This is a genomic window from Pseudorhizobium tarimense, assembly GCF_022968135.1.
GTDB lineage: Bacteria > Pseudomonadota > Alphaproteobacteria > Rhizobiales > Rhizobiaceae > Neorhizobium > Neorhizobium tarimense.
The window spans coordinates 103139-128797 of record NZ_JALJRA010000015.1; the positions used below are offsets into that span (position 1 = coordinate 103139).

Genomic DNA, 25659 nt, shown 5'->3' on the forward strand with positions numbered 1-25659 from the left:
ACTCAATCGTCCGTCGCGGGACCGGTGACCACGGGCGTGTCGCTGCGTGCGCCCCACTCCGTCCAGGATCCGTCATAGAGAGCGTTGTCCTCGTGTCCCACCGACTCCAGCGCAAGCGCGATGATCGCCGCCGTGACGCCGGAGCCGCAGCTTGTGACCACCGGGCGATCGAGATCCAGTCCGGCATCCTGAAGAAGGGTGCGCAACTCCGGTACCGGCTTCAGTTTGCCATCGGCCGAGAAGATCGACGAGGGCAGGTTCCGCGCGCCCGGCATGTGTCCGCACCGCAGGCCCTGGCGCGGCTCCGGCTCGGCAGCGGTGAAGCGGGCCGCGCTGCGGGCGTCCGCAACCTGACTGGTTCGCCCATCGACGATCGCCTTCATCGCCTCGATATCGACGACCTTCTCCGGTTTGAATGAGGGCGTGAATTCTGCCGGTGCAGGTGAGGGGATCTCGGTCTCGAGCGGACGACCCTCTGCCTTCCAGCCGTCCAGCCCGCCATCGAGCACGAAGACGTTCTGTGCGCCCATCGTGCGGAACAACCACCAGCCGCGCGGTGCAGAAAATATGCCGGGCCCGTCATAGATGACGATGCGGTCCTTTTCTCTGATTCCCATCCGGCCGACGGCTTCGGCGAACACCTCGGGCGAGGGCACCATGTGAGGAAGCTCGGTCGAATGATCCGCAACCACATCGTGGTCGAAACGGACGGCGCCCGGAATGTGGCCGGCGGCGTATTCGGCGTCGGCGTCCCGTTTTTGCGCAGGAAGGTAGAAGGAGGCGTCGACGATGCGAAGGTCCGGCGCGCCCAGTTCCCGCTCGAGCCATTCAGAGGAAACGACGAAACGGCTGGACTGGCTCATGGAATGCCTCCTGGTCAGGGTTCAGATATCGGCGGGGGCATCGCCGAACCGGATGCGGAACCGCCGGTTCTCCTTGCCCTTCTTCTCGATCTTGGCGATGTGGATCACACCGATCTCACCAGTGCGTGCCACATGTGTGCCGCCGCAGGGCTGACTGTCAACGCTGGAGTTCTCGCCGATGCAGACGAGGCTGACCCGTCCGAGGCCGACCGGCGGACGTACGTTCTTCGATTTGACGATGCCGGGATTGGCCGCCAGCTCCTCGTCGGTGATCCACTGGAGGTAGACCGGGTGGTCGGCTTCCACCAGCGCCATCAGCATCGCCGTCACCTCATGCTTGTCGATCGTCTCGCTCATGTCAAAATCGACGCGCGATTCATCTTCGCCGACGGCTGCGCCGGTGATCGGAAAGGTGCAGACCACCGACAGCAGATGACAGGCGGTGTGCATGCGCATCAGCCGGTGCCGGCGCTCCCAGTCGATTTGCAGCCGAATCGTCTCGCCAACTACCGGCTGCGGTTCGCCGCCGAGCGGCATGTGCAAGATGATGTCCTTGGTCGCGCCATTCCTCGTTTGGCCGAGGCGGATCACGCTGCCATCGGTACGCTCCAGGTGACCCATGTCGCCTGGCTGGCCTCCGGAGGTTGCGTAGAAGCAGGTCCGATCCAGTTCAATGCCGCCGTCCTCGTGGACCGAGGTGACCGTCGCATCCGTGCTCTGCAAGTAGAAGTCCTCGCGGAAAAGGGCATGGGTGGGCATGGTCAGGCAGTCTCGAAGGGAATTCTGATGTCCGTCATCGTCGTCAGCCATTGCGGCACGGGCAGGTCCTTCGAGCGCAGGAACTCAGGGTTGAACAGCTTCGACTGATAACGGTTGCCGTAGTCGCAGAGGATGGTGACGATGGTGTGCCCCGGGCCGAGATCTTTGGCCAGACGGATGGCCCCGGCAATGTTGATGCCGGAAGAGCCGCCGAGGCACAGGCCCTCGTGCTCGACCAGGTCGAAGATGATCGGCAGTGCTTCTGCGTCGCTGATCCGGTAGGCGTGGTCGGGGGTGAAGCCTTCGAGATTGGCGGTGATGCGGCCCTGGCCGATGCCTTCGGTGATGGAGGAGCCTTCGGACTTCAATTCGCCATGGGCGTAATATTCATAAAGTGCAGCGCCCTCTGGATCGGCAAGGCCAATCTTCATGCCGGGCTTCTTTGCCCGCAGCCCCTTGGCGACGCCCGCCAGTGTGCCGCCGGAGCCGACGGCGCAGATGAAGCCGTCGACCTTGCCACCGGTCTGCTCAAGGATCTCGACCGCCGTCGTGTCCACATGGGCGTCGCGGTTGGCGACATTGTCGAACTGGTTCGCCCAGATCGCGCCGGCAGGCTCCGTCTTCGCCAGTTCCTCCGCCAGCCGCCCGGAGACCTTCACGTAGTTGTTCGGGTTGCGGTAGGGGACAGCCGGTACTTCGACAAGCTCGGCACCGAGCAGCTTCAGCGCATCCTTCTTTTCCTGGCTCTGGGTCTCCGGGATGACGATGACGGTGCGATAGCCGAGAGCCTTGGCAACCAGCGTGAGCCCAATGCCGGTGTTTCCGGCCGTCCCCTCGACGATGATGCCGCCCGGCTTCAACTGGCCCTTGCGTTCCGCATCGCGGATGATGAAGAGCGCTGCCCGATCCTTAACCGACTGGCCTGGGTTGAGAAATTCCGCCTTGCCAAGGATTTCGCAACCTGTCGCCTCCGACGCGGCCTTAAGGCGGATGAGCGGGGTGTTGCCGATGGCGTCGAGGACGGAGTGATGCAGGGTCATGAAAGAAGCCTTCTGTTGGGCCAGATGTAAATCCGCTCTTTTCCGCCGGCAAGCTGCGGCAGACAAGAAATGTCGTTTCTCCTCTGACGCCTTGCTGGAGATTTTTCTGTCGCGACTTGAAACAATGTGTCGACAAAGGCCGGTCACTAGGACCGGCGCCGGTCATTAGGATCGGCCTGATGTGGAAGTTGCCCTGCCTTGGTCAGCGCATGCGATCTCAGGTGTAGTATTGCTGCTGGTCGAAGCAGTCTGTTCGGAGCTTGCATCGGTGCAATCGTCGTCGTCAAGTGAGTTGCCGGCTGTGTTGGAATCGTTAGCGCTCGAAGCACCTTCCGACGTGCTTGCGTCAGCACTACCTGCGGTGGAACCGGAGTCGTTTGAAGTGCTCGTGCCCGTGTCGCCCGCCGCTCCGGAGGAGTCGCTGGCGTCTTGTCTGAGCCATCGCGCCCGTGGCAAGAGCAAGGGTGAAAGCAGAGACGGTAAGAAGCTTCGTAATCATTGTTGTATTTCCTCCCTGGGTGCCAGATCATCCGGCATTTGTATTGGGGGGGCTACGTAACCCCGACAGACAAAGTCGTTCCGTCAGATGTTGCTAAAGATGTAGCAGTTCATTTGGCGATCTCGCCCCAGGCCGGATCCCACGTCACGCCCTCGGTGAGCTCTACGAAGACAGGCTGGTTCGTGTCGCGGTTCTTGTTGTCGGCCATACGGAAGGCAACCTCCGGCTCCATCTCCTCGCCTGGAAAGATAGTGTCGTCCGTCTGCGGCTCCGCAACCTCGCGGATATAGCCGCGGATCTCGCCGCCGGAGCGGTAGAGCCTGACGACGATGGCGCCCGGCCGGGTGGCGTGAGGTGAATAGCGCTGATAGGTATGCATGGATGTCCTCCTTGATGTTGTCTTCCGCCTGACGCCGGGGCGTCCCGAAAGGTTCCGGTCCCCGACGCAGACCCCAAACAAAAAGCCCCTGCACGAGGGCAGGGGCTTCAGCTGGGGGCTTAGGCGCTGGTGTTAGTCGAGAACCTGCACGACCGTGTAGGTCTGCGGATCGACGATCACGCGGCGCTCGTTGACATAGGCATAGGCGTAGGCCGGGGTCTCGGGGACCGGCGTCAGCACGACCGTCTGCGGCAGCGGCTGGCCAACGACGACTTCCTGCTGGACCATCACCGGCTGTGCGGGCACAGGCTGCTGGCGGACATAGGTCACGACGCGTTCCGGCGGCGGATCGATCGCCGTGCCTGCGGCGGCACCAACAATGCCGCCGACTGCAGCGCCGATCGGGCCGCCGACGATGGCGCCCGTAACAGCGCCGCCTGCAGCGCCGCTGACAGTGCCTTCCTGCGCGATGGCGCCGGTCGCGGCAAGGCCTGCGGCGGCAGCAATCAGAACCAGTTTCTTCATGGCGATCTCCTCTTCGTGTGAGCCAATGCGCCAATGAACGCGGGTGCTTGAACTTCGTTCCGTGCAGCCGTCGAGCGCTGCACCGAGAAGAACCGGTTCAGCGAGATGCCGCAGGTGCCACCTTCAGTCGTCCGGATATTCAATCCGCTCACGGCTGACGAGCTTGAGCGACCGGTCTGGCTGGATGATGTAGCGCTCGCCATAGAGCTGTGAGAACTGGTCGCGGAAGCGGTGGGTGACGGTGCTGCCGACGGGCGCCTTCGTCAGTCGCGTCGCCGGCTGCCCCCCATAGGTGAGGCTGCCGGGTACCGGCTCCGGCCCGCCGGAAGCAGTGGTGCAGGCTGACAGCATCAAGGCAATTGAAAAAGATGCGAAGGTCTTCATTTCGCAGCTCCCGTGCGAGCCCATCCCAAACCTGGAAGAAGATCAAGGTTTCAGGACAAGCCATGTGTGCGAGGACGAGACTATGCTGCTCGCGGGCTAAGCGGAAGAACGGTCGCCAGGACAGTTGCAGATCGCATGATCCCCCCGGCGACCCGTAAACCTACTCCCTCCAGCGCCGGTCGCGGTCACCGTACCGATCGCGGTCACGGTCATCCCACCTGGAATCGCGGCGGCTGTACCGGTCGCGGTCGCTGCGGTCGCCCTCGTTCGCCGATTGCTGTACCTGGTCGAGCAGTCGCCCGACCATCTCGACACACTCGTCGCTCGACTGGTCGGCGCCGCAGCGGACTTTGACCTTCGCTCCTGCGGCCTCGACCGAGATGCTTGCCGTACGGCCGCCATGCCAACCGCGGTGGTGGCCCATCATACGGTCGCCACCTGGGCGTTGCGAGCCGCTCACCTGCTGCTGCTGATTGTCGAGGCTCGGCGGCGGTGGCGGCTGCACAGATGGGAAGTTTCCCCCATCTTGTTGCGACTGGGCCTGCCCCTGGCTTTGCTGCGCCGGCTGGTTTTGGGCAAACGGCGTAGTTGCGCTGAGGGCGAGAATGGCTGCGGTCGTGAGCATGATCTTCATTGGGGACACCTCCATGTCGGTTGCTGCCCCAACCACGCGAAATGGGGTCTGGTTCCAGCGCCCTCGGCGAACAGGTGCTTTCGGTTCAAGACATGGATGTCTAGATTCGTGACCGGCGTGACGCTGCCGGTTGACGGCGGTTATCGCATCGCCTGAGCTGGCAAACTAGGGGTGCATGGCTTGAGCGGAGGGGAGGGCCGCTCGATGACTTTGCCTTTCCTGGTCGGATCGATCACGCCGACCACCTCGGCACTCGCCAATATGCTCGGCTGGTTGACGAGTGGCTGGCAGCCATTGGTCTACGGCGGAAGCCGGCGATCACGACCACTCTAGTATGACAGCGTTTGTCAGCGGATTTCAGGCGATCAGATGGCTTCCGCTTCGCGCCTTCTTTGCGGACATTCCTGGAAGCGCCCATGAAGGTATGCTCCCGACCTCATCTCGAACGTTAGCTCAGTTTCCTCCGTGACTCCAAAACCGCCATCAAGTGGCACCGATCATGGACTTAATCGGAGTCGGATGCAGGTACGATCAAGCTCTCGCAGGCAAGCAGTCGGCTATAGGAGCAAGCACAGGACGTCAGTTTAAGAATCGCTGGTCGCAGAACACCACTGTGAAGCAGCAACCCCTATCACCAGGGTTGGGAGCGGCAGAAACATGTCCGCTGAGTTGGTTCGCGAGAGCCTTGACCACCTTCATTCCAAGACCGCCTGAGTTGCGGTCCAGATCGAAACCAACGGGCAAGCCGTTGCCGTCGTCCCTGACGCTGAGTTGGTGAGCGCCACCCCTGAACTCGTAGGCAACGTTGATCTCTGTCGCGCCGTGCTTAGCAGCGTTGGTGACAAGCTCATTCACAATTAGACCAATTGGCTGGATGCTTTCCGTGGGAACGTTCCCTTCATCGCCATCCACCTTCACGAGCTTGTCGAGGATGTGGGAGAGATCGCCGCACAACCGACGCAGGAAACCCACGCAGGATATCTCGTCGGCAGCTTCGGTGTAGAAGTTCTGGTGAACCCGGGCAACCGCCCCCACACGATTTGCCGCCATCTGCAACTGCTCCGAGGCGGCAGGCGGAAGATCGGGCAGACGACCCTGCATGTTCAGCATAGCCGAAACGAACTGAAGGCTGTTCTTGACGCGGTGGTCGATCTCACGAGCCATGATTTCCGCTTTGGCGACCGCCTGCCGTGCGGATAAGCGCAGTTCCATTTGGTCCATCACCACCGAGGCAAGGTCTCTGAGCTCATCAATCTGGCCCTCAGTTATTGGACGAACTTCCTTGTCGATGATGCACAGCGTACCAAGATTGTAGCCATCGCTGGTCCGTAGCGGAACACCTGCATAGAACCGGAGCCCGAACTCCCCCGCAACCAGTGGGTTCGCGAGGGAGCGGGGATCGACCTTGGCGTCGGTAAGGATGTAGGGGTCCGCAGACAGAATGGCGGAGGCGCACAGCCCCGGATCGCGTCCGATCTGCTCCACCGGTACGCCGTGGTGCGACTTGAACCAGATGCGGTCGTGATCCACAATGCTGATGATGGAGATCGGCACCTTGAAACGGCGGGCGGCGATGGCAGTGATCCGGTCGAACGATCCGTCCGCCGGCGTGTCGAGTATGTCGTAACGCTTTACCGCAGCAACGCGCTGCGGCTCGTCTTCGGGAATGATACTCGGTTCAACGTTCAAGGCGGTGCTTTCACTTTTGACAGGTATCGACCGCTACAGCCATCCATGGGCGGGTGCCAACCATTGTTAGGACATATGTGGTAGTGCATCAACCTCGTCTTTAAACCGGCACATGAACCACCAGTAGACTTCATTCTATGCGCCTGTGAAGGAGTGGCCCGAACGTCATTCGCCGGATGATTTTCAATTGCCGCGGCAAGCGTGCTAATGTCCGCATTATACGGTGGTTGCCCAGCAGCGGACAGACGGCTTACCACCCTATGTCAGTCACATGCAGATCGTTGTTGAAATGGCGGCTTTCGGCCCCATTCCAGATGACCTTACAGTGATCGGGCGTGCGTCCGCCAGTGAACACATTCAACGACGGTGGCGCAGGCCTGTTTCGATCAAGCCTACTCAGGTACTAATCAAAGCGATGGCGCATGATTGGCAAAGCTGATTGCGTGACATCCCGAGGTGCTGGGGGATCTGCAGGGCTTCATCAACCGCCTTAGTGTCGACAAGATAAGAGCACCAGCAAGCGTGACTGATTTTGCGAATAAAAAAGCCGCGAGAAAATCGCGGCTTTGGAAGAATTTGGCTCCCCGGGCCGGATTCGAACCGGCGACCTGTCGATTAACAGTCGAATGCTCTACCGCTGAGCTACCAGGGAACAACCGCTATGTGGCGGCGGTGAGCGGGGTAATACAAATGCTTTGCCCGTTTGCCAAGGGCTTTTTCGAAAAAAATGCGGCTTGCTTGTTTTGCCACAGTTCTCGCCCCATCTGCAGCCGTTATGGCAGAGGTTATGAGGCTTCAGGCATTAATGAAGGAACGAAAGAAGGTACGCTTCGGTATGGACCCCGACAGCGGCCGGTTGGCGCTCGGTTCGTGGCAGATCCCGATGCCGCGTTCGCGCGCCGGCCGGATCGGGATCGGCGGTACGCTGATCATAGCCGGGACGCTGGGCTTCCTGCCGATCCTCGGCTTCTGGATGCTGCCGCTCGGCATCCTCGTGCTGTCCCATGACCTGCATTTCGTCCGACGCCGGCGCAGGCAGGCCGTCGTTTGGTGGCAGCGCCGCCGGCAGACGCGGGGAAGAGACAGATGACCCGATTATTGGAGAATTTCCGCTAGTCCCTGGCCGGCGCTAAAGGCAAGATAGCCGAGCGCCACGAAATAGATCACGGTGAAGATGAGGAAGGCGTAACCCGCCGCAACGATCAGCCCGTCGCGCTGGATCATGCCGGTCGCCAGTAGCAGGATGGCAATGCCGGGCAGCGTGTTCGACAGCGGCACGAAACCCAGAGGAAACATCAACAGTACGCCGCCGAAGGCGATCGCAAGTCCGTTCAGCCGATTCATCACGGCACCCGCGACGAAGCCCGCCATGCGCGGCTTGATATAGGCGTCGAGTCGCGAGACGATGCTGGCGCCCTTTTCCAGTGCCGGCACGAGCTTCGTCGTGTCGAGCCGCCGGTCGAGGATGCGCTTCGGAAGCCATGGCAGGCGGTTGAAGGTGATCGACAGGCTGATCAGGATGATCGCGAAACCGAAGACGGTGCTGACGCCGGGGATCGAGACGGGAATCAGGAAGGGCAGGGAGGCCAGCGCGCACATCAGAAGCAACCCGTGCTCGCCGACTTCCGCCATCAGCTCGCGCAGCGTCACAGAGTTCCCGGCGATCCGGCCGATCACGCCGCGAAGGGTCGCGCTCAGAGAGGCGGAGCTGTCCTTGAACTCGAATGTATCCTGCATTGCCGCGTCCCTCGTCTGAAAAGAGAGCGGATGGATAGCAGGATTGCGCGCCGCAGCAAAGCCGCGGCCGCTGGCGGCGCTATTTCGGCTGCATCCATCGGTCGAAGGCCCCGCAGAGTAGAACGATCGCCAGGATGGCAAGAACCACCGGATTGATGGCCGTCACGACGTCCAGATACGCCATCGAAGTTTCTCCTCCCGCATCTGCCGTTCGGCAGTCCTCCCCCGCCGTTCGACAGGACGATCTTACCAAAGATCCCCACCCGGCGCCAAGAATCATCGGCGAGAATTCGTGCTTGCCGCGCCGCCCGCGAATCGTCGAGATTCGCAGTCATGGCGACGAGGTTTCGAATGAATCTGAGAGTGATCGAAGGCGGGCGTGACACGCTGCGCGAACTGACGGACGTCGAGGTGCCCGGCTTCTCGCCGCGAAAGGCCGATGTCCGCCGCGAAGCCGACCGGCGGCTGAAGCGGCTCGATTACGACCGCTGGCGCACTCGCGAGCTTGCAACCGGGATCAGAATGCCGCGCGAGCTGCGCTATCTGGCGATGCAGATCGAATTCGTTGCGGAACGGCTCACGGCGCTGAAGGAGATCCCGGCGGATTATCGGGCAGATGCGTATTGGCCGGGATGAGGGGCTTATACGGCGTTCGGGTTGTTCTTGGTTGGAGGCCTTGCCCGGAGTGGGAAAATTTAGAGTTCCTGCTAGCTTACGCCTCTCTCGGCCACACTTGGACTGAAATAGTTTCCAAGCGATATCAATCGCCGCTGCCACACCCTGCCACACCTTCGTCGGCTTCATCGGGCGTCAGCAGCTTGCTCCCGATCCCATACCAGCTGATCTTCGCGACCGTCTGCCTTGCCAGGCGGGCACGCTCTGCATTGCGCGTGTAGATCTTCGACGTCTTCGCGTCCCGCCACCCGAACATCGCTTCGAGCATGCTGTCCGTCGCCTCGTTTTGAGCGACGTCCGTGGCAAGCCCCTTCCTCACAGAATGCGACGTCAGGTGCGGCAAGTGCGCCTGCCTGAACCAGTACGAGATCCGGTTGCCCAGCCCCTTCACGCTGAACGGCTTGCCGAATTCAGTCACCAGGTATGTCAGAGCGGTGACCTTATGCGTGGCGAGTACGATTTCAAGGATCGGATGCAGCGGCACGATGAGATCGACGGGCGTTCTGTTTCGGTTCTTGAAGAGCCTTAGGTGGAAGGCGTCAGCGCGACGATGCTGCGGGCCGAGAACCGCAAGATCAGACACTCTGAGTCCCGTGTATATGGCTACCGACAGATAGAGCACGGCCTTTGAGCCGATCCCGTGGTGCGTGATGAACTGCTCGAGCTCTGCCGGCGTGGCCGTGTCATGCCCATCGGAATGGGCACGGAAGGGCGACACTAGGCGATGGTATCTGGCCTGGTCGCGTCAGCGGCAGCATCGCGCCGAACATCAAACACCGCGGCGAAGTCGGAGCCTGGATTGCCATCCACAGCATCGAGGACGGCTGGTTCAAGCGCAAAGGCCAGCATCTGTCGGTGAGCGAAGAAACCATGACAAAACGCGAAGAAGCGAGGACAGCAGCATGAAGAACCGACTGATCGACTTGAACAATCACCTGTTCTCCCAGCTTGAGCGGTTGAGCGAGGAGAACCTGACGACGGAGCAGATGGTGACAGAGGTGAAGCGCACCGACGCCATTGTGGCGGTTAGTGAGCAGCTTATCCGCAACTCGGATTTGTCCCTGAAGGCCGCAACCCTCGTCGCGAACCACGGCGACCGCTTCCGGCCGATGCTGCCGACCATCTTCCGCCCGCCTGAAACGCTGGAAAGCAAGGCCATCACGGACGGGGGCGACAGATGAAGGGCACGCAAATCCCCCACAGCGAAGCCGAGATGCAATGGCTGGAAGAGAACCGGCTGTTGCCGATCGCTGACTATCACCGCGCATTTCTCCGAGAAGTTCGTACGTGAGGATGTGGCGGCGGGCAATCTCCACGCGCTGCGCAAGCGCAAGGGGTGGAAGACGGGCCGTACCGGCTTCTTCGTGAAGGGGCAGACACCGGTCAACAAGGGAAGCCCTGCCCGCCGGGGAAGGGCGGCCGCCGTCCCAACGCCCGCAGGACACAGTTCAAGCGCGGGCAACTCCCGCACAACACGCAGTATCTCGGCCATCAGCGGGTATTAAAAGATGGCTACGTCAGCATCGATGAGGTCAATCCGCACACGGGCTATGAGCCGCTATTTGCTGAAACACGTGCACGAGTGGGAGAAGCTGGCCGGCCCCGTACCGGAAGGCCTTTGCCTCAAGTGCATCGATGGCAACAGGTTAAACACTGATCCCGCCAACTGGATCGCTATCCCCCGCGGCGTCCTGCCCAGGTTGAACGGTGGCCGCGCAACCCGTGTCATGGCCTAGCGCACACCGCGCCCGACGACCTGAAGCCGTTGCTGATGACCATGGCTCGCGTCGAGCACAAAGCAAGCGAGATATGCCGCAAGCGTCAGGGAGCAGCACAATGAACGAGTTCGCAGGTTATGCAGTATACAAGCGCGGCGGCTGGTGGCCCTGTCAGTGGGTGCTTTGGGCGACCAACAATACGGCCGACCGAGCTTCTTCCGCCGGGAGCTTGCCTTCGTGCACGGCGCGGCACGTCTGCCAGGCTTTGCGCCACTTGCCGCTGTTCTGATCACGCTCATGGGCAAGCCAATTGATGGCCTGTTCAGGCGTAGCCAGCGAGATCTGAATCTTTCCATCCCGGATCACGACGGGTTCTTTCCAATGGTTGGCAAGCATGTTCGTCAGCCTCGAAGGTTGTTGTCCACCCTCCTAATAGCCCGTGGCTTTTTTCGTTCCCGGCCCGTTACTCACGAGGAGTAGAATGAACAAGTATAGCGCTTACCCTCAGCCGGTCCCTGGTGGCTACCGTGTCATGATGTGCGCTTCGCCCAGGATGCCCAGCCCAAGCCGCTTATGGGCCAGGGCGATAAGCCGCTGATCTATCCGACCGAGGGAGCAGCATAGAAGGCCTGTGCTGCTCATCTCCTCCGATACTTCAACTTTCCCATCGTCGGTGGAGAGTGCGAGGGAACGCCATCCATAGAGCAAGCCAAGCGGGCGAAGGCTGAGAAGCTGTTCATGGGTGGCGGGAAGACCGTGGCCGTGGAGCGCATGGGAAAGCGAGCATGATGCAAGCCCACTCCTACGAAGCCCAGATCATCGTTAAGGCGAGGAAAGTGCATCTAGCCTGCTACGGCCGCCCCAGGATTATAAACCGCGCCTGCGAGAAGCCTCAGCCGAAAGCGGAGCCGGTAGTCGATCTGGTCATCAGCGGGCCGATGTCCTTCATCCGCGCGAAATGCGCCGAGCACGGCCTGACCTATGAGGAGATGACGGCGAAGACGATGGATGAAATCAACGTCGCCATCCGGGTCTCGATCATAAGGGCGACGGTGGCGGAGTATCCAGACGTCAAGATTTCCCGCGTGGCTAGGCTCTTCAAGCGCTCCCATAGCGCCATCAACAACGTGCTCGGCAGGCAGAAGCGCCACCGGCCGTCACAGGCACAGGTCAACGCGCGCGATGCCCGAGCAAGGGAGCTCTACGATCAGGACGCGTCGCTTCGGAGGATAGCGGCGGTACTCGATCTTGGGCTTAACGCTGTCAAGCCATCCGAGACCGCAGGGGCTGGCCTCAGCGGGCCAAGGTCAAGCCGAAGGGGAAGGCTGGATGAAGCACCCCTTGGCAGAGGCGATCTTCGAAGAGTTCGGCGTAAAGGTCGTGGAGAAGAACGTCATCCCGGCGGTGGGTGAGACTCGCGCCGTTGCGACACTGCAGAGGATCATCAATCGGCACGGGCAGGACCATGCAAGGTTCGTAATCATGGCGCTTGCCGGCTGTGCGAATAACAAGGCGGCGCTTGATGAGACGGGCATCTGGGCAACTAGCGACATCATCCTCGCGTTCCGGAAGAACTACCCTGAGATCATGGAGAACGACGTTACCAGGTTCCTGGAGTTCTTCGACCGCGTGCCGGTCGGTATGCTACAATACTGGTGCTTTGGTCTCGACGGGATCACGAACAAGCGTGCTGCCCTCGTTGGCCTTCTCTGGGAACGAGCCTGCCGAACCTTCGGGGATAGGCAAGGGCAGCTTTTCGGCGGGAGAGCAGCATGAACGAAGGCGGAAGCCGGCCACGCTGAAACCCGTCAACCACGGCTACGTTCACACCTTCGCGGAGATGAACGGCTGGGACGAGAAAGAAAAGCATGAGGCGAATTGGGCGTGGCTCGACCCGGAGAACCTGCGGGCCACCACCAACGATGTCGGCATATGGGAAGCGGCTATGGAGATGATCAAGCTCGTCCCGTTTCCGAACCAACGCCGGGCACTATGGGCATGGGCTCGGCCAGAAGCCGGTGGACAGGCGTTTACCAAGTGGTGCAAGAATGAGGAAGGCATCAGTCGGCAGATCGGAAACTACCGCCGCAAGCGCGCCATCGAACAAATTTCTTCAGCGTTCGACCGCAAGCCATTGCAGGATAACGAGTTTTACGCATATGACGGCTTTACAGATAACCCCGAAAAAGAGGATAAACGGGATTTGATAAGGGGATGGCTTGCAGAGGACGCAAAGCCCGCCCCGAGCTTCGATCAAGACATTCAGGATTTCAGCTGGGCTGAGGCTCAGAACGCCAGACGGCGCGAGCGGGAAGCTCGGAAGCGCCAGGAGGCGGCATAGAAGTCGGCATTCGGGATCCAAGGGGGCGCCGTCGTTCAGCGGCGCCTCCTGCACCTTCAGCGGCGGACGGCGGTCGTATGATCGTCCCGTTTGCGTCCCTTCAGGCCAGCCAAACCGGCCAAGCCGATTAGTCCGAGCCAACCAAGATCGAAGCCATCGTCGTCTTCGGACTGAGCTGCGGTGTTGGTGTCATCATTGGGGGCAGGTGCCTGAGCCATGGCTGGCGCAGCAAACGTGATGAGGCATGTCGCACCTACAGCGAGAAGCAGTTTTTGCATTGGTTGTCTCCGTTTTTTTGCGACACTCAAACGTCCACAGGGCGCATCGGTTTCATCGGACTAAAGTCCTATCGGTTGCAGCGAAGGGCAGAAGACGCTGTTATCATTCCCGTCCGGGCCTGCATGATCACAGGCTTTGCGTTCAGCAACATATGTTCAAAGTCCTGTAGGTGATTTGTTGTGAAGTGCCTAAAACTGTAGGCAAATCTTCAACCCCTCTGTAATTGGAAGCAGGCAATTTTTGCCCCACGAGGAGTGTAAGGAGCCCGATCATGCATCATCTGAGTGCACCCATTCAGGCTGGTGGCAAGAAGCCGAGACGCGCAAACAGGCGTCGGACCTCTGCGGACGTAGTTGTTGTCTACATGGGAATGGAGACCGGCGGCGTGTTACGTGACCTGTCGATTTCAGGGGGAGCGATTGAACTGAGAGGGTACTTCCAGGGCATGGTCGGCAGTTCAGTAACGCTGCGGTGTGATGGCTTGTGCGCTGTGGAGGCCAAGATCCGTTGGTATCGCAATCGCCGCATTGGCGTGGAGTTTGACGGCAGTTCTAACACGGCGGCCAAGGTTCACGCTTACTTCAAGTATTTTCACAAGGAGGCGGCTGTCCAGCAGACGGTAGCGGTCTCCTCTGCGAAATAACCCTCGGGCCGGTCAGGCACATCGCTGCGCTGGTGCACACACGGCAAGACCGTGGCAGGCGCAGTCCTGAAAAACGCCCGGCACGAGAGGTTCGCCCAGGAGCTCGCCAAAGGCAAGACAGTAGGAAGGAGAACCTCACCTACAGCCCGAAGGGGATTTCTACCTTAGTGAAGGTCGGCGTTGGCGCCATCCGGGAATAGCTCATCAACGCTCGTGCTGAACCCACTCATGAACCTCGTCAAGTCAGGAGATCGATACTCGATCACCCGACTCAGGTCCCAGAGAAGTCCTAGGGCCGGAACCAATTGAACATGTTGATTTACCACGGCAAATCAGATTCAAGATTTCCAATCAATCGATTGGAGGCTTAAATGGGTCGCTTGTTTTGGCTGTCGGACGAGCAATGGGCGGTCATTGAGCGCCTGTTGCCGAGGAACAAGGGCGGGGCTCGCCGGGTCAATGATCGTCCAGTGATCTCCGGCATCATCCACGTTCTCAAGGTCGGCTGCCGGTGGTGCGATTGTCCGCGCGACTATGGCCCTTCGACCACGGTCTACAACCGCTTCAATCGTTGGTCTCGCAAACGGTTCTGGACTGAATTGGTCGAGGCGCTCGCGACGTCCGGCGCGGCACCAAAAGCACCTCCATCGACAGCACCTGCGTCAAGGCGCACCGCTCGGCCCATGGCGGCAAAGGGGGGCGAAGAATCAGGCTATCGGACCTTCGCGCGGCGGGCAAACCACCAAAATTCACGTCCTCACCGACGTGATCGGACGCCCTTTTGCGTTCATGCTGACCGGTGGCAATGCGGCAGACAACCCGGTCGCGCCGCACTTGCTGGCTGGTCTGAAGGGTGCGCGATATCTCCTTGCGGACAAGGGATGACGCCAACAGTCTGCGAAAGCGACTGCGCCAGTCCGCAATCGCCCCGTGATACCTGGCCGTTCAAATCGCACAAGGGCAATCCGATACGACGCCGAACGCTACAAGAGCCGCCACCTCATCGAGAACGCCTTCTGCCGACTGAAAGACTTCCGACGCGTCGCAACGCGTTACGACAAGCTCGCCAGAAACTTCCTCTCCGCAGTCGCCTTGGCTACCTTTGTTGCGTTCTGGCTATGAATTGAGTCTCAACCCTAGACAGCCGGATGCGAGGCAATCGGCTACATCTCCCCGAAACGCTGTCAAACGCCATTCCGTCGCAATAGCTAAGTCCGGGTGTATGCGAGGTGCCTTTGGTTTATTTGAAGGATGTACCGCTGCGTCACGCAACTTAAAGAGCGCCTTGAGATTTAGCCTTAAAGGCTGGAATTGAGCGTCTTTGATGGAAAATGTTGCCCGCAGCGTTTCCCCGACCTGCGCATAACGGGAGGGTCTTCTTCTCTCTCCATGCCGTCCTGACAGAAGAGGCTGTGGGGGCATGGCGTGCAACATGATCATAAAAGGAGTCTAGGCAAATTGCTGATGCAACGATCGCTTGGCTTACAGCATTGAACTCGCGCTGAAGGGCACCCGATTTGAGCTCTTCATCCTCTTGGCTTGCACCCCAAGCTAGCCTTCGAGGGCGCTGAGCGCTTCCTGCCCACACGATTGATGCGTCATATGCCACGTGGAGATCAAGGCTTCCTAATGGAGAGCCGCCACTGCTTATTGAACTTCGCGACGGAGACCGTCATTCCTCTTAAGAATGTAAACCACCTGGTCCTTCGCCGTTGGTTCGGTTGCCCGAGCGCCTTTGCGGGCAATTTGAATAAGAATCAAAATTTGCTTAAAGAAATCAATCATGTCGAGAGGCGGTAGAAGGGAAGGCTCAGGTCGCGAGATCGGCCGCCCAAATAAGGCAACGCAGGAGCGGCAGGCGAGGTGGCGGCCACTGGAGATACGCCACTCGACTACATGTTGAAGGTCATGAGGGACAACAAGGCGGATCCTGGGCGACGGGATGACATGGCCAAGGCAGCTGCCCGATACGTTCATCCCAAGCTTGCATCCCTGCAGCATACAGGTCGTAACGGCGGGCCGATCCAGACCGTTGACCTCCTTGCGGCTACGAAGAAAACGACAGCTGCCAGAACTGCCCGTGTCAAGCTGAGAAAGGCGGACGACGGCTCCTATGTGGTCGGTCATGTCGTCACGACTAAGGACGAAGGGAATGCGGTTCGGAGGCTGATCAAGACAACTGCGGAGCTCGACGGCACTGATGTTCTGATCAGCCTACCGCAGGATCCGGGACAGGCGGGCAAGGTGCAGGCGAAGGACTATGTTTCAATGCTCGCGGGCTGGACGGTGAAAGCCGATCCGGAAACGGACAAGGTGACACGCGCCGAACCGTTCTTGTCACAGTGCGAGGTCGGCAATGTCTTCCTCGTCCAGGGAGCATGGAATGAGGCTTATCTCGACGAGCTTTGCCTTTTCCCGGGCGGCGCGTTCAAGGATCAAGTCGACGCTACGCCCGGCGCCTTCGGTCGTCTGGTGGGTAACCGGCAATCCCAGACGACGACCACAACCGTGAAAGGACTGTACTAGCGTGTCTTTGCTTTGGGCCCGGGAACAAAAGCGACGCGAGTTGTTTCAGCACCACTGAAAGAGGTGGCGCATGGTTCATGTTGTTCTGATTGGTGACTCGATCCTCGATAATGCGGCTTATGTCCCGCGAGGCCGAGATGTCACTTCGGTCCTGATTACGCAGGTCAGTGACGGTAAAGTCACTCTGCTGGCTCGGGACGGCGCCGTTATCGAGGGCGCTATCAGCCAGCTGAACAGCGTTCCCGACGACGCGACCTTCCTCGTAATCAGCGCTGGCGGCAATGACGCATTGCAGTCGATTGGTGTGCTGCTTGAATCAGTGAGCACTGTCACTGAGGCGCTAGAAAAAGTGCGGGTCATCAGGGATAGGTTTCGGGACCGGTACCGAACGCTCCTCAATGAAGCTGAGCGTTTCAATCGTCCCATGGCAATCTGCACGATCTACGACGCGATGCTGCCAGATCTACACCAGCGCCGTGTAGCTAACCTTGCCCTTGGAATTCTGAACGACGTCATCACCCGTGAGGCGGCGAAGCGCGGACTATCCCTGATCGATCTGCGGGTGATGTTCTCAAAGGACCAGCACTACGCCAACGCGATCGAGCCATCTGAACACGGGAGCGAACTGATTGCGGCGGCAATCTTAGAGGCAATGGAGAAGCCGCATCAGAGCGGATCGACGATCCATACCGGGCTGTAACAGAGAAACAGCGGATGCGAGACTTGGAAGAACGGGCAAGGATGTTTGCTACGAAGGCTCACGGCGCCATCGGTCAGCGACGAAAGTACACCAACGAGCCGTACATCGTGCACCCCATTGCGGTGGCTGAACTTGTTCGATCGGTTCCGCATACTGAGGAGATGGTCGCCGCGGCGCTTCTCCATGATGTGGTCGAAGACACACCCGTGGCAATCGAGGAGATCAGGGAGGAGTTCGGCCAAGAGGTTGCCGAACTTGTGGATTGGCTGACAGACGTATCCAAGCCGTCCGATGGCAACCGGCGGGTGCGCAAGCACAAGGACCTGTTGCACCTCGCCAAAGCGCCGGCGGCCGCCAAGACCATCAAGATCGCCGACTTGATCGATAACACTTTGACGATAGCGAAGCACGACCCAAGCTTCTGGAAGGTCTATCGCAGAGAGAAGGAAGCTCTCCTCCAGGTGGTAAAGGAGGGTGATCCATCTCTATGGAAAGCAGCAGCGGCGCAGACAAAGCGAGGCTAAGCGTCTCCAACTATGACGGTGACCACTCCATCCTCTACCGCTCCTTCTGGCATGGAGCCGATCAAGCCCGATCCGGAAGGGACCAGCCGCCCCCTTGCGGACAGCGAAGGCAACTTCGCAGCAAATGCCGAAGTCTCTGCTGTTGGTGGCATTGGCATCAAGGCCAGCAACACCGACGTCTCGACCGGAAAGCAGGCGAACACCATTGAGCAGGCCGGTCAGGCAGTCATGCCCGGCGCTCAGAAGATGGTTGGCGATCAACCTCAATCAAGCTGCCTTGCGGCTTTCATCGCTTCTCTTGGCAACTTGGAACTGGGATACGAGCTCGTGCAGCTTACGGCTCTCGCTGGCAAGTGCTGCACTCGCAGCGGTGGTTTCCTCAACCATTGCCGCGTTGCGCTGGGTAACCTGGTCCATCTGGTTGACGGCAGTATTCACCTCGGCAAGTCCAAGCGACTGCTCCCGTGACGAGGTAGCAATGGCATCCATATGCTGGTTGATGGTCGCCACGTATTGTCCAATGGCGGTCAACGCTTCCCCTGTGTCTTGCACCAGCTTCACGCCGCAATCGACCTCGCTTGACGAGTTGCGAATGAGGTCCTTAATTTCTTTGGCAGCCTTGGCCGAGCGCTGTGCAAGCTCGCGCACTTCCTGAGCGACCACGGCAAATCCCTTGCCTGCATCGCCTGCTCGGGCAGCCTCGACGCCGGCATTGAGCGCCAGCAGGTTGGTCTGGAAGGCGATCTCGTCTATCACGCCAATGATGCTCGAAATCTCTTCCGATGATTGTTCGATGCGCTGCATTGCCTGAACCGCATTGGCGACGACTACGCCCGACCGCGCAGCGCTTTTGTTGGCGTCAATGGCAACATTGCGTGCCTCCTCGGCACGTTTTGATGCATTAGAGACATTGGCGGTGATCTCATCGAGAGCTGCAGCGGTTTGTTCGAGGAAAGCGGCCTGCTGTTCAGTTCGGTTGCATAGATCATCAGAACTCATTCTGATTTCGCGGGTGCCACTGTCGATGGAACCGGCGGCATGAGCCACTGATGTCAAGGTCGCGCTCAGTTGCTCAACGGTTGCGTTAAGATCATGGCGTAGATCTTCGAAATCGGGTGCGAAAGGTTCCGTGAGCTGGAAGCTGAGATCACCCGAGGCCAGACGTCGCAAGCCTGTGGCGAGGCTGGAAGTTGCCTGCTGAAGCTTCAGCCGGGCCGTAGCCTCCGCCTCCGCGGCCAGGCGCATCCGATCAGACTCCGCTGCTTCCCGCTGCGCGATTGCCTGTGTTTCAAGCTGTTTGTTAGCAATGGCGGCGAGTCGGAAGACCTCAACTGCTGCGGCCATGTCACCGATTTCGTCTTTCCGGTTCTTTCCTTGAAGCGTCAGGTCCGTCTGTCCACCGGCTAGCTTCTGCATATCGTCTGAAAGAGCTTTGATCGGCAGTATCATCGTTCTACGGCTGGCATAGATCACGGCCAGCGCGGCAGTGAGGGTGACGCCGAGAAGCGACATCAGCATCTTGTTGATGAGCGAGGAAAGGGCCTCGCTATCGCGCATGACATCATCGGATAGCTTCTGAATGCTGTCACCAGCCGTGCTCATAGCAGTCTCAAGGTCGGAGAACAGAGCCTTGAAGGTCGGAAGGCCAGCTAGTGCCTTAGCGCGGTCGGTCGAAGCTTCGTTGATGAGCGAGGATGCGCCATCGATATAGGCCTGCAAAGGGCTGTCCAGTTCCGCAAGAACGGAGCTGATCGAGGAGCCCGCAGCCAAACCCTTGTTCGCAGCGATCGAGGAACGGAAGGAGCTGACATGATCGGCCAAGTCGGCCTTCACATCATCAATATCGATATTCGCGGTCGGGTCCTGTGCAAGGATTGCTGAGAGGACATCAGCCCGCAGAGCATCGTGCATCATATCGGCTTGCATGTGATTTCGTAGGAGATCGGCAGTCGTTGAAACTTCAACAACGTTGTTTGTGAGTTCCTTCGCACTCCAGAGACCCGTACCTGCCGCCCCGCCCGCAAGGACAAACATCCCGAGGCCTATAAACAACATCTTGCTTCTGATCGACGACACGCAGGCTCTCCCCAACTGGTTTCCACGATAATATCCCTTTCGGGCTAATCGGGCTTATCAGCGAAACGTTGTAAAGAAGTTTCGAAATCAAATTCGCAACGATCACATCCACTTCGGACGCTCACTAGTCGTGACGCAGCACGCCAAGCGACCTCCGCCCGTCGCCGGCTCCTGCTGGTCTCCGTTCATGCATTGAGCTGTTCCCTTTCGGGGGGAGCGCGCAAAAGGGGCTTGTGGGCACGCTCAAGCACCAGAGGCTGATCATGGAACACTACGGTAATCTCCCGGCTGCGCTGGCCTATCACTAAGCCGGAGGCAATGCGGCCTGGGCCGCCGCAGGTGTCGACGACGCGAAGCGCATCGCTGCGGTCGTTCGTGCCGGCCAAGCTCTCGATGCCCTCTATTGCCCGCGCTACCCTGGCACCGTCGCTTCTGCGGAACTGGATCTCCTTTGGCCTCGCGCCGACGTGGTGTATGGCGGGGCTCCAATCTGCCTAGTGACGTTGTGCCTGCGCCGATCGAGAAGGCGGCCTACGAGCTTGCCCTTCGGGAACTGGCGAAGCCCGCCTCTCTCGCGCCCGATGTGGCTGCCGGTCCGCAGAAGGTGCTGACGGGGGTCAAGGGCATCAAGTGGAGCGTGGTCAGTGGCGCACCCGACAAAGCCGTGCTGCCGATCGTCGAGGGAATCCTCGAAGAGATATCGTTGCCAACGCCGGGAATGACGACCGTTTAACTCTGGCGAGGCTTTAGCCCCAAGTAAGATTGCACGAAATCAACCCGCTCTTCTACCGAGACCTTCGGAAGAAGCACGGTCTCATAATCAAGGCTTGGGTAAAAGGAGAGGAGCCGGTCATACTCTTCTACCGCCGCTTTCATGTCATGCCGCCGTTCGCTGTCGTTGACGTAAATCTCCGGCCAGGGCGGCGTGAGGAACACATTCCTGTTGAAGCGGGGAAGCCCCAGCTTGGATCTTTCGCCATAGACCTGCTCAAGGGCGGCAGTCGCGTCCAACAGACCTCGATCGAAGAACACAGGTCCGTCCAGTTGCTTGGCCGCGTGAATGTCAGCGAGGGATACTTCGATGGCTCTCCAAGCGAAGGCCGCCAGGTCGACCCACGGCAGCGCACGTCCTCCGTTTGCCAACTCTTCGGCAACAATGCGCCGCCCCGGCTCCTCGACGGTGGCATAGCCACGGCGTCGCAGCTCTTCCAGTAGGGTGGATTTGCCGCCGCCAGAGCATCCGGAAATGATGATGAAGCGGTCCATAAGCTTCTCTCGTATTGAGGAACACAAGCATGCCGGACGACTGGAACGCAATCGCCGCCGAGGTGGCCGACGCTATTCGCTCGGTCTCTGACATTTCCCAGCCCAACGGCTATCCCGTAACGCTTCGCATGCCTGGCGAGGCACTGGCGACCCATAGAACCCGCAGCCTGGGGTCCCAGTCTACCGCACGCTGTACGCCGTCGAGGGGTTTCAGGAGATCCGAGGCGCCTCCGGCACGCTGATCGGCCAGACGCGCCACACGCTGACCTTTACGGCCGATGCTGACGCCGTGCCTATGAAGAGCCATCAGGTGGCGATCGGCGTCAAGGCGGAGGATGCAGACGAGGACAGCCCATGGGTGGAGATCACAGAGGTTCGCCCTCTCTCTCCTGCCGGCGTGGCCGTCTTCTAGGAAATCGATTTGGTGAACTGATCACCATTCCAGGTTAAGAAAACTCCGATGGCTGAAGGCAAGCGCAAGCTGGTCAAGGTGGAAGTGACGCAGGCGTTCCGCCGCTACAAGGTAGGCGACACTCCGATGCTGACTGCTCACGAGGCGAAGGCTCTGGAACAGCAGGGCATGGTCAAGGCGGCCACCCAGGCTGCTGAAAAGCAGACCGCCAAGGTTGCAGCGCCAGGTGCTGTGTAATGGCTGAGGTCGGGAATCTCGGCTTCGCATCCTCTGATGTCGTGAGCATGTGGCTCGCCATTTATCCGCTCTTCGCGTTTGGCGAGCTCGTCAACATCCACCGTGCGGCTCACGACCAGGGGGAAATCAGGAATTGAACAACTGGCTAATCTCCCACCGCCTGCGCTGATCACCTTCGGAGCCGTCCTGGCTGTGATCTTCGCCGTTCGGTATCTCGGCATCCTCTCAGGGCAGAAAGCGGCTCCGGCCGCCACGTCGAGCGCCGCACAGGTGGCAGCGGTCATTGTGACCCTACGGCGCTCAATCGCGCCACAGACGCTCTCCAGGCTCATACGGAGGCGACGAAGCGGCTGACGGATGCCGTCATCGAAACAGGCCGGCACATGAACACGCTTGGCATCGAGGCCGATCGGATCCGGGAGGAGCTGCGCATCCAGAGAGAGATCAGGCGGGACCGATAGGACCTTCGTCTGATCTGGATCTGCGAAGGTCTGATGGACGGAACGAGCGCATCCTTTTCAAGTTTTCCACCCATCAATCAGGAGGCGTCGTCGTGGAAGACAGTGTCTACCAAGCTCGCTGGATCTTAATCCCTACTGGTTGCTGCTTCATCGGGTTCGTCGGGCTCGGCTTGATAGCCGCTGGCTGATGTACCCAACATGATATCCTGTGCCATCCGTCCCTTCCGGTGCAGGCAACTTTTCCCGCCGATCTCTCCTCGGCGGGTTTCTTTTGAATCGGACCCTAGCGTCCGCACCACTTATTGCCGCGGTTCGGCCAGGGCTGCGCAAGGCCCTCGCTGATCAGCACCTGCCCGGCGTCTCGCCCATCTGGCAAAACAACTCGCACCAGCGTCCGCTTATCGGAGGTCCGATCCTTCCGTCCGCTGTCCTTAAGCTTGTAGCCGTGCGCCATCAACTCCTGCATGCGCTCTGTCGCAAGGTCGCCGATGTCCTTCTCCCTCCCGCAGTCGGCGTCGAACGTTTCCGGCGCGTCGATATCCAGCAGGCGCATCTTCACGCCGTCCTGCCAGAGGGTATCTCCGTCGACCAGGCACGTTACGCCCCGCGCCGCCCGATCTCCCCCTTTACAGATCTCAATCGCCTCTGCCGGTCCTGCCAGAGCGACTATCGCCGCGATCGCCAATCCCACCCTCATAGCCATCCCATCCATTGCGCAGCATGCCCCACGAACGATGCGACCGCCAGCAGCCGCCATCACCATGATCGTGTGCACCAGCCATTCGGGCATCATTCCCTCTGGTAGACCATCCCCCAGCCATTATTCGGGCGTTCTTCTCCCCGCACAAGGTACACCGGAAGCGCGGCGACAGCTCCTTCAGGCTTGCCATGCTGGGGAGCTTGTCGAGAGCCGTCCGGCTAATCTCCTTCATCGCTCCGCAGCTCTGGCACTCGACCACGAAGGTTCGCCCGTGCGGGATCTGATAGAGCGCATACGTCTCTAGGAGGCTCGCGGGGATGAAGTGGCGCTCTGGCATTTTACGGGTATCGTGTTGAGACCGCCGCACCGGTCGAAGGTGTTGCCCGCCGCCACGGGCACCGCTGAGATGGCGCGAGGAGTGCTTCCGGTCAAGCTCAATCTGAACGCGTCGGTAACCGACTTGTGGAAGATCAGCTACTTGAGCCTAAGGGGTTCTTAAGCTGGGGATCGAGCAGCAATTTGCTGTGTGATCCTCTCCCGATACCATGCCTCGAATGCGAGCATGTGAGGGGTGATTGAGGGAAGTGGCAGCTTTCTGATGGCGCGGTAGACGTAGAAGGAGGCGTTATCGAGATCGAATGTCATTTCGGGCATCCAAGTGCTCAGTTCTGTGCTTAAGCCAGTCCCGCTCGATGTTGGTTACTTGGATCCACGCCTTCCTGCCCAGCTCGGCCACTGCTTTCTCTGCGTTTCGCAGGCTCGTGCTGATTTCCACATCCGGGTCGCCAGGCAGCATCTCCTCTGCTGCTCCGGAGAGAGTGATAGCCACATCAGAATGCCCCGCTTCAATCGCCAGCACGGCAAATTCGACCTGCCTGGCTGCGGCCGTCTCTTTGTTTAGGTGCTGGGGTTGATTGATTGGATCGAAGGTTGGGTTCTGCACTTCAGGTTTCTCATTGTCGTCGATTGTGGGACAGCCTGAGTAAAATGCATAACTGCATCCGTGACTAGGTTTCTGTCCCACAATTCAGCAAGCTATTGGTGCGGCAGCCTTTCCAGAATTCCTCTGGGACCCCAACTTCATTCAACTCCTACCGGGGAGGCAGAACTGGAAGTGACAGCTCGTCGGCAGTCGGCCCAAACCGGAACTTCCTATAAGCACCGCTGGGTGGACGAAAGACATGGGGGTCAACAGTTACGGGCAAGGCAAGTGGCGGATCATTGATGAAGAATTGTCAGAAGGAAGCTGTCCATGCTGCCTGTAAACATGCAACACCCCCTCAGCGGCGACCTTAGATCAATATCACGGTCGGAGGGAGCCACGGCATCCTCAAGGACGAACCAGCAGGCGGTTCCTACTGCTTCTGATCTTCTGCAGGAACTCCCTTTAGTTGGAGTCGAAGAGGACCTTGATATCGGTCTCTACGGCGCGAATGGAAAATTTCTTTCCGACCCCGCTTCCCTCCATACCCTTGCAGAACAAGCGAGAGAGGCGGTCTCAGGAGGAGATTTTTGGGAAAAGGAGAGGGTACATATCTCTCCTGATATCCCAGGGGCGTTGGCAGAAGCTCTGAAGAACCTACCTGAACAACTGGCCAAGGTGCTGGACGTTGTACGAAACTCACCTCATGCAAACAGCCCCACGCAGTTGGCGTTCGAGGATAAGGCGAGGTCTCAGGTACTTGCTGACACAGGCGAGAGGCTCATCTTTCATACAAAGATGCTGAATGCTGCCCTTCAATCTGCGAAAGAAGCAGAAGCGAAAGGCGATACGAGCACCCTTGCCAAATTTCTTCCATGGGTGGAGAGAATGCAGGACATCGTCGCAGACCTGTATTCTGCCTTACATAGCGGAACCGAGGTGAGCGGGACCTTGATTGCTCAGAACTCAGATGGCACGTACAACAACCCCGGCTTCTCCATATCCTATAACGGTAAGTTGGTGTTCGACCACAAGGCATAGATGATCGCTGTCAGCCCCCTGCAGGGATGCATCGACGCAAACGTCTTCTCTTGGCGGATATTGTTGAAAAACTCGCGTTGTCGGTGCTTGGTAGTCATGATTCAATCGCCGCATTGATTTGCGGAGGATTGAGCGATGATGGGATGTCAAGCAGCTCCGGCGCAGCTCTTCTACGACTTCTGCCTTGCTGATCACGTTCCTGCGGATCACCTGCTGCGCGGGATCGACCGCCATCTCGAACTCGACAGCGTACGGGCGCAGTTGAAGCCTTTCTACAGCACCACCGGTCGCCCCTCGATTGATCCAGAGCTGATGATGCGGATGCTGATCATCGGCTATTCTATGGGGATCCGTTCAGAGCGGCGACTGTGCGAGGAGGTGCATCTTAACCTCGCTTACCGCTGGTTCTGCCGCCTCGGACTGGACGGCAAGGTGCCTGATCATTCCAGCTTTTCGAAGAACCGCCACGGCCGGTTCCGGCAGAGCGACATCCTGCGGCATATGTTTGAGACGGTGGTGGAGCGCTGTCTTGCGCAAGGGTTGGTCGGTGCGGAAGGATTTGCCGTCGATGCCAGCCTGATTGCAGCGGATGCCAACAAGCAGCGTTCTGTACCGGGAGCGGAATGGGA

General features: G+C 59.5%; 32 protein-coding genes, 1 tRNA gene and 3 pseudogenes. 19 read left to right on the forward strand and 17 right to left on the reverse strand.

From position 1 onward, the window contains the following. Positions 1-2 precede the first annotated feature (2 nt). The 7 genes from sseA to MUU54_RS18265 form a co-directional block, all read right to left on the reverse strand. A complete protein-coding gene (gene sseA, locus MUU54_RS18235; protein WP_247245442.1) occupies positions 3-863 on the reverse strand; it encodes a 3-mercaptopyruvate sulfurtransferase in 861 nt (286 codons plus the stop codon). A gap of 21 nt (positions 864-884) precedes the next feature. Further along, complete coding sequence (locus MUU54_RS18240) at positions 885-1622, reverse strand: alanyl-tRNA editing protein (protein ID WP_247245443.1); 738 nt, start codon at positions 1620-1622, stop codon at positions 885-887. A gap of 2 nt (positions 1623-1624) precedes the next feature. Next, a complete protein-coding gene (locus tag MUU54_RS18245) occupies positions 1625-2662 on the reverse strand; it encodes a cysteine synthase A (protein ID WP_247245444.1) in 1038 nt (345 codons plus the stop codon). 608 nt (positions 2663-3270) lie between these two features. Next, complete coding sequence (locus MUU54_RS18250) at positions 3271-3540, reverse strand: hypothetical protein (RefSeq protein ID WP_247245445.1); 270 nt, start codon at positions 3538-3540, stop codon at positions 3271-3273. Between the two features lie 132 nt (positions 3541-3672). Continuing rightward, complete coding sequence (locus MUU54_RS18255) at positions 3673-4065, reverse strand: DUF1236 domain-containing protein (RefSeq protein ID WP_247245446.1); 393 nt, start codon at positions 4063-4065, stop codon at positions 3673-3675. Positions 4066-4188: 123 nt separating this feature from the next. Continuing rightward, complete coding sequence (locus MUU54_RS18260; RefSeq protein WP_247245447.1) at positions 4189-4449, reverse strand: hypothetical protein; 261 nt, start codon at positions 4447-4449, stop codon at positions 4189-4191. Positions 4450-4609: 160 nt separating this feature from the next. Further along, a complete protein-coding gene (locus tag MUU54_RS18265) occupies positions 4610-5083 on the reverse strand; it encodes a hypothetical protein (protein WP_247245448.1) in 474 nt (157 codons plus the stop codon). Between the two features lie 176 nt (positions 5084-5259). Here MUU54_RS18265 and MUU54_RS18270 point away from each other — a divergent pair. Beyond that, positions 5260-5415, forward strand: a pseudogene (locus MUU54_RS18270) (integrase); the annotation flags it as partial. Positions 5416-5662: 247 nt separating this feature from the next. Here MUU54_RS18270 and MUU54_RS18275 read toward each other — a convergent pair. Next, positions 5663-6772, reverse strand: a complete 1110-nt coding sequence (locus MUU54_RS18275) for a sensor histidine kinase (protein WP_247245449.1) — start codon at positions 6770-6772, stop codon at positions 5663-5665. Between the two features lie 577 nt (positions 6773-7349). Beyond that, positions 7350-7424: transfer RNA gene (locus MUU54_RS18280), tRNA-Asn, on the reverse strand. Positions 7425-7577: 153 nt separating this feature from the next. Between MUU54_RS18280 and MUU54_RS18285 the strand changes: the two genes are divergently transcribed. Further along, a complete protein-coding gene (locus tag MUU54_RS18285; protein WP_247245450.1) occupies positions 7578-7862 on the forward strand; it encodes a hypothetical protein in 285 nt (94 codons plus the stop codon). A 5-nt stretch (positions 7863-7867) separates the two neighbouring features. Here MUU54_RS18285 and MUU54_RS18290 read toward each other — a convergent pair whose 3' ends face one another. Continuing rightward, positions 7868-8509 carry an exopolysaccharide biosynthesis protein gene (locus MUU54_RS18290; protein ID WP_247245451.1) on the reverse strand — a complete coding sequence of 214 codons (642 nt, stop codon included), beginning with the start codon at positions 8507-8509 and terminating at the stop codon, positions 7868-7870. A gap of 351 nt (positions 8510-8860) precedes the next feature. Between MUU54_RS18290 and MUU54_RS18295 the strand changes: the two genes are divergently transcribed. Then, positions 8861-9145: a hypothetical protein gene (locus MUU54_RS18295; RefSeq protein ID WP_247245452.1), complete on the forward strand. Its 285-nt coding sequence runs from the start codon at positions 8861-8863 to the stop codon at positions 9143-9145. Between the two features lie 124 nt (positions 9146-9269). On the opposite strand, the gene MUU54_RS18300 is transcribed toward MUU54_RS18295, so the two are convergent. Next, positions 9270-9902 carry a tyrosine-type recombinase/integrase gene (locus tag MUU54_RS18300; RefSeq protein WP_247245453.1) on the reverse strand — a complete coding sequence of 211 codons (633 nt, stop codon included), beginning with the start codon at positions 9900-9902 and terminating at the stop codon, positions 9270-9272. A gap of 184 nt (positions 9903-10086) precedes the next feature. Between MUU54_RS18300 and MUU54_RS18305 the strand changes: the two genes are divergently transcribed. After that, positions 10087-10365, forward strand: a complete 279-nt coding sequence (locus MUU54_RS18305; RefSeq protein WP_247245454.1) for a hypothetical protein — start codon at positions 10087-10089, stop codon at positions 10363-10365. 369 nt (positions 10366-10734) lie between these two features. Continuing rightward, a complete protein-coding gene (locus MUU54_RS18310; protein WP_247245455.1) occupies positions 10735-10920 on the forward strand; it encodes an HNH endonuclease in 186 nt (61 codons plus the stop codon). A 153-nt stretch (positions 10921-11073) separates the two neighbouring features. On the opposite strand, the gene MUU54_RS18315 is transcribed toward MUU54_RS18310, so the two are convergent. Continuing rightward, positions 11074-11298, reverse strand: a complete 225-nt coding sequence (locus MUU54_RS18315) for a DUF982 domain-containing protein (RefSeq protein ID WP_247245456.1) — start codon at positions 11296-11298, stop codon at positions 11074-11076. Positions 11299-11687: 389 nt separating this feature from the next. Between MUU54_RS18315 and MUU54_RS18320 the strand changes: the two genes are divergently transcribed. The 3 genes from MUU54_RS18320 to MUU54_RS18330 are packed head-to-tail and all read left to right on the forward strand — an operon-like array spanning position 11688 to position 13243. Next, the gene (locus MUU54_RS18320) at positions 11688-12314 is read left to right on the forward strand and encodes a hypothetical protein (protein WP_247245457.1); all 627 of its coding nucleotides are present in this window, start codon (positions 11688-11690) and stop codon (positions 12312-12314) included. After that, entirely contained in the window at positions 12232-12678 is a 447-nt protein-coding gene (locus MUU54_RS18325) for a hypothetical protein (protein WP_247245458.1), read from the forward strand. Before MUU54_RS18320 ends, MUU54_RS18325 begins: the two co-directional genes overlap by 83 nt. Continuing rightward, a complete protein-coding gene (locus MUU54_RS18330; protein WP_247245459.1) occupies positions 12590-13243 on the forward strand; it encodes a PP2C family serine/threonine-protein phosphatase in 654 nt (217 codons plus the stop codon). Before MUU54_RS18325 ends, MUU54_RS18330 begins: the two co-directional genes overlap by 89 nt. Positions 13244-13299: 56 nt before the next feature. On the opposite strand, the gene MUU54_RS18335 is transcribed toward MUU54_RS18330, so the two are convergent. Further along, positions 13300-13521, reverse strand: coding sequence for a WGxxGxxG family protein (locus MUU54_RS18335; protein ID WP_247245460.1), 222 nt, complete (start codon positions 13519-13521; stop codon positions 13300-13302). Positions 13522-13793: 272 nt separating this feature from the next. On the opposite strand from MUU54_RS18335, the gene MUU54_RS18340 reads away from it, so the two are divergent. The 6 genes and pseudogenes from MUU54_RS18340 to MUU54_RS18360 all read left to right on the forward strand — a co-directional run bounded on the left by MUU54_RS18340 (position 13794) and on the right by MUU54_RS18360 (position 17915). Continuing rightward, positions 13794-14165 carry a PilZ domain-containing protein gene (locus MUU54_RS18340; RefSeq protein WP_247245461.1) on the forward strand — a complete coding sequence of 124 codons (372 nt, stop codon included), beginning with the start codon at positions 13794-13796 and terminating at the stop codon, positions 14163-14165. Positions 14166-14536: 371 nt separating this feature from the next. Then, positions 14537-14707, forward strand: a pseudogene (locus MUU54_RS25055) (transposase); the annotation flags it as partial. Then, positions 14700-15287: pseudogene (locus tag MUU54_RS18345) on the forward strand (IS5 family transposase). The pseudogenes MUU54_RS25055 and MUU54_RS18345, both read left to right, overlap by 8 nt. Positions 15288-16028: 741 nt before the next feature. After that, complete coding sequence (gene terL, locus MUU54_RS18350) at positions 16029-16691, forward strand: phage terminase large subunit (protein WP_247245462.1); 663 nt, start codon at positions 16029-16031, stop codon at positions 16689-16691. Between the two features lie 70 nt (positions 16692-16761). Beyond that, positions 16762-17391, forward strand: coding sequence for an SGNH/GDSL hydrolase family protein (locus tag MUU54_RS18355; protein ID WP_247245463.1), 630 nt, complete (start codon positions 16762-16764; stop codon positions 17389-17391). A gap of 41 nt (positions 17392-17432) precedes the next feature. Then, positions 17433-17915, forward strand: a complete 483-nt coding sequence (locus tag MUU54_RS18360) for an HD domain-containing protein (RefSeq protein ID WP_247245464.1) — start codon at positions 17433-17435, stop codon at positions 17913-17915. A 267-nt stretch (positions 17916-18182) separates the two neighbouring features. Here MUU54_RS18360 and MUU54_RS18365 read toward each other — a convergent pair whose 3' ends face one another. After that, positions 18183-19991, reverse strand: coding sequence for a methyl-accepting chemotaxis protein (locus tag MUU54_RS18365; RefSeq protein ID WP_247245465.1), 1809 nt, complete (start codon positions 19989-19991; stop codon positions 18183-18185). A gap of 505 nt (positions 19992-20496) precedes the next feature. Here MUU54_RS18365 and MUU54_RS18370 point away from each other — a divergent pair. Continuing rightward, entirely contained in the window at positions 20497-20724 is a 228-nt protein-coding gene (locus MUU54_RS18370) for a hypothetical protein (protein WP_247245466.1), read from the forward strand. Here MUU54_RS18370 and MUU54_RS18375 read toward each other — a convergent pair. Then, the gene (locus tag MUU54_RS18375) at positions 20721-21257 is read right to left on the reverse strand and encodes an AAA family ATPase (protein ID WP_247245467.1); all 537 of its coding nucleotides are present in this window, start codon (positions 21255-21257) and stop codon (positions 20721-20723) included. The genes MUU54_RS18370 and MUU54_RS18375 overlap by 4 nt on opposite strands. 460 nt (positions 21258-21717) lie before the next feature. Here MUU54_RS18375 and MUU54_RS18380 point away from each other — a divergent pair, with 460 nt between their 5' ends. Next, positions 21718-21906, forward strand: a complete 189-nt coding sequence (locus MUU54_RS18380; protein WP_247245468.1) for a hypothetical protein — start codon at positions 21718-21720, stop codon at positions 21904-21906. Continuing rightward, the gene (locus MUU54_RS18385) at positions 21906-22043 is read left to right on the forward strand and encodes a hypothetical protein (protein WP_247245469.1); all 138 of its coding nucleotides are present in this window, start codon (positions 21906-21908) and stop codon (positions 22041-22043) included. Before MUU54_RS18380 ends, MUU54_RS18385 begins: the two co-directional genes overlap by 1 nt. Positions 22044-22650: 607 nt before the next feature. On the opposite strand, the gene MUU54_RS18390 is transcribed toward MUU54_RS18385, so the two are convergent. Both MUU54_RS18390 and MUU54_RS18395 read right to left on the reverse strand, forming a co-directional pair. Then, positions 22651-23160, reverse strand: a complete 510-nt coding sequence (locus MUU54_RS18390; RefSeq protein ID WP_247245470.1) for a thermonuclease family protein — start codon at positions 23158-23160, stop codon at positions 22651-22653. Between the two features lie 532 nt (positions 23161-23692). Then, positions 23693-24010 (reverse strand): hypothetical protein, encoded by a 318-nt coding sequence (locus MUU54_RS18395; protein WP_247245471.1) that lies wholly within the window; start codon positions 24008-24010, stop codon positions 23693-23695. Positions 24011-24319: 309 nt separating this feature from the next. On the opposite strand from MUU54_RS18395, the gene MUU54_RS18400 reads away from it, so the two are divergent. Next, positions 24320-25030: a hypothetical protein gene (locus tag MUU54_RS18400; protein ID WP_247245472.1), complete on the forward strand. Its 711-nt coding sequence runs from the start codon at positions 24320-24322 to the stop codon at positions 25028-25030. A 135-nt stretch (positions 25031-25165) separates the two neighbouring features. Beyond that, a partial coding sequence (locus MUU54_RS18405) for a transposase (RefSeq protein ID WP_247245473.1) occupies positions 25166-25659 on the forward strand: 494 nt, incomplete at its 3' end.

Coding starts and splice junctions, on each gene's coding strand:
- MUU54_RS18400 (WP_247245472.1), top strand. CDS start 24,320: ATGCTGCCTGTAAACATGCAACACCCCCTCAGCGGCGACCTTAGATCA.
- MUU54_RS18240 (WP_247245443.1), bottom strand. CDS start 1,622: ATGCCCACCCATGCCCTTTTCCGCGAGGACTTCTACTTGCAGAGCACG.
- MUU54_RS18305 (WP_247245454.1), top strand. CDS start 10,087: ATGAAGAACCGACTGATCGACTTGAACAATCACCTGTTCTCCCAGCTT.
- MUU54_RS18285 (WP_247245450.1), top strand. CDS start 7,578: ATGAAGGAACGAAAGAAGGTACGCTTCGGTATGGACCCCGACAGCGGC.
- MUU54_RS18260 (WP_247245447.1), bottom strand. CDS start 4,449: ATGAAGACCTTCGCATCTTTTTCAATTGCCTTGATGCTGTCAGCCTGC.
- MUU54_RS18255 (WP_247245446.1), bottom strand. CDS start 4,065: ATGAAGAAACTGGTTCTGATTGCTGCCGCCGCAGGCCTTGCCGCGACC.
- MUU54_RS18250 (WP_247245445.1), bottom strand. CDS start 3,540: ATGCATACCTATCAGCGCTATTCACCTCACGCCACCCGGCCGGGCGCC.
- MUU54_RS18380 (WP_247245468.1), top strand. CDS start 21,718: ATGGCTGAAGGCAAGCGCAAGCTGGTCAAGGTGGAAGTGACGCAGGCG.
- MUU54_RS18340 (WP_247245461.1), top strand. CDS start 13,794: ATGCATCATCTGAGTGCACCCATTCAGGCTGGTGGCAAGAAGCCGAGA.
- MUU54_RS18360 (WP_247245464.1), top strand. CDS start 17,433: ATGTTTGCTACGAAGGCTCACGGCGCCATCGGTCAGCGACGAAAGTAC.
- MUU54_RS18290 (WP_247245451.1), bottom strand. CDS start 8,509: ATGCAGGATACATTCGAGTTCAAGGACAGCTCCGCCTCTCTGAGCGCG.
- MUU54_RS18355 (WP_247245463.1), top strand. CDS start 16,762: ATGGTTCATGTTGTTCTGATTGGTGACTCGATCCTCGATAATGCGGCT.
- MUU54_RS18325 (WP_247245458.1), top strand. CDS start 12,232: ATGAAGCACCCCTTGGCAGAGGCGATCTTCGAAGAGTTCGGCGTAAAG.
- MUU54_RS18265 (WP_247245448.1), bottom strand. CDS start 5,083: ATGAAGATCATGCTCACGACCGCAGCCATTCTCGCCCTCAGCGCAACT.
- MUU54_RS18390 (WP_247245470.1), bottom strand. CDS start 23,160: ATGATGCCCGAATGGCTGGTGCACACGATCATGGTGATGGCGGCTGCT.
- sseA (WP_247245442.1), bottom strand. CDS start 863: ATGAGCCAGTCCAGCCGTTTCGTCGTTTCCTCTGAATGGCTCGAGCGG.
- MUU54_RS18320 (WP_247245457.1), top strand. CDS start 11,688: ATGATGCAAGCCCACTCCTACGAAGCCCAGATCATCGTTAAGGCGAGG.
- MUU54_RS18375 (WP_247245467.1), bottom strand. CDS start 21,257: ATGGACCGCTTCATCATCATTTCCGGATGCTCTGGCGGCGGCAAATCC.
- MUU54_RS18310 (WP_247245455.1), top strand. CDS start 10,735: ATGAGCCGCTATTTGCTGAAACACGTGCACGAGTGGGAGAAGCTGGCC.
- MUU54_RS18385 (WP_247245469.1), top strand. CDS start 21,906: ATGGCTGAGGTCGGGAATCTCGGCTTCGCATCCTCTGATGTCGTGAGC.
- MUU54_RS18295 (WP_247245452.1), top strand. CDS start 8,861: ATGAATCTGAGAGTGATCGAAGGCGGGCGTGACACGCTGCGCGAACTG.
- MUU54_RS18335 (WP_247245460.1), bottom strand. CDS start 13,521: ATGCAAAAACTGCTTCTCGCTGTAGGTGCGACATGCCTCATCACGTTT.
- MUU54_RS18245 (WP_247245444.1), bottom strand. CDS start 2,662: ATGACCCTGCATCACTCCGTCCTCGACGCCATCGGCAACACCCCGCTC.
- MUU54_RS18315 (WP_247245456.1), bottom strand. CDS start 11,298: ATGCTTGCCAACCATTGGAAAGAACCCGTCGTGATCCGGGATGGAAAG.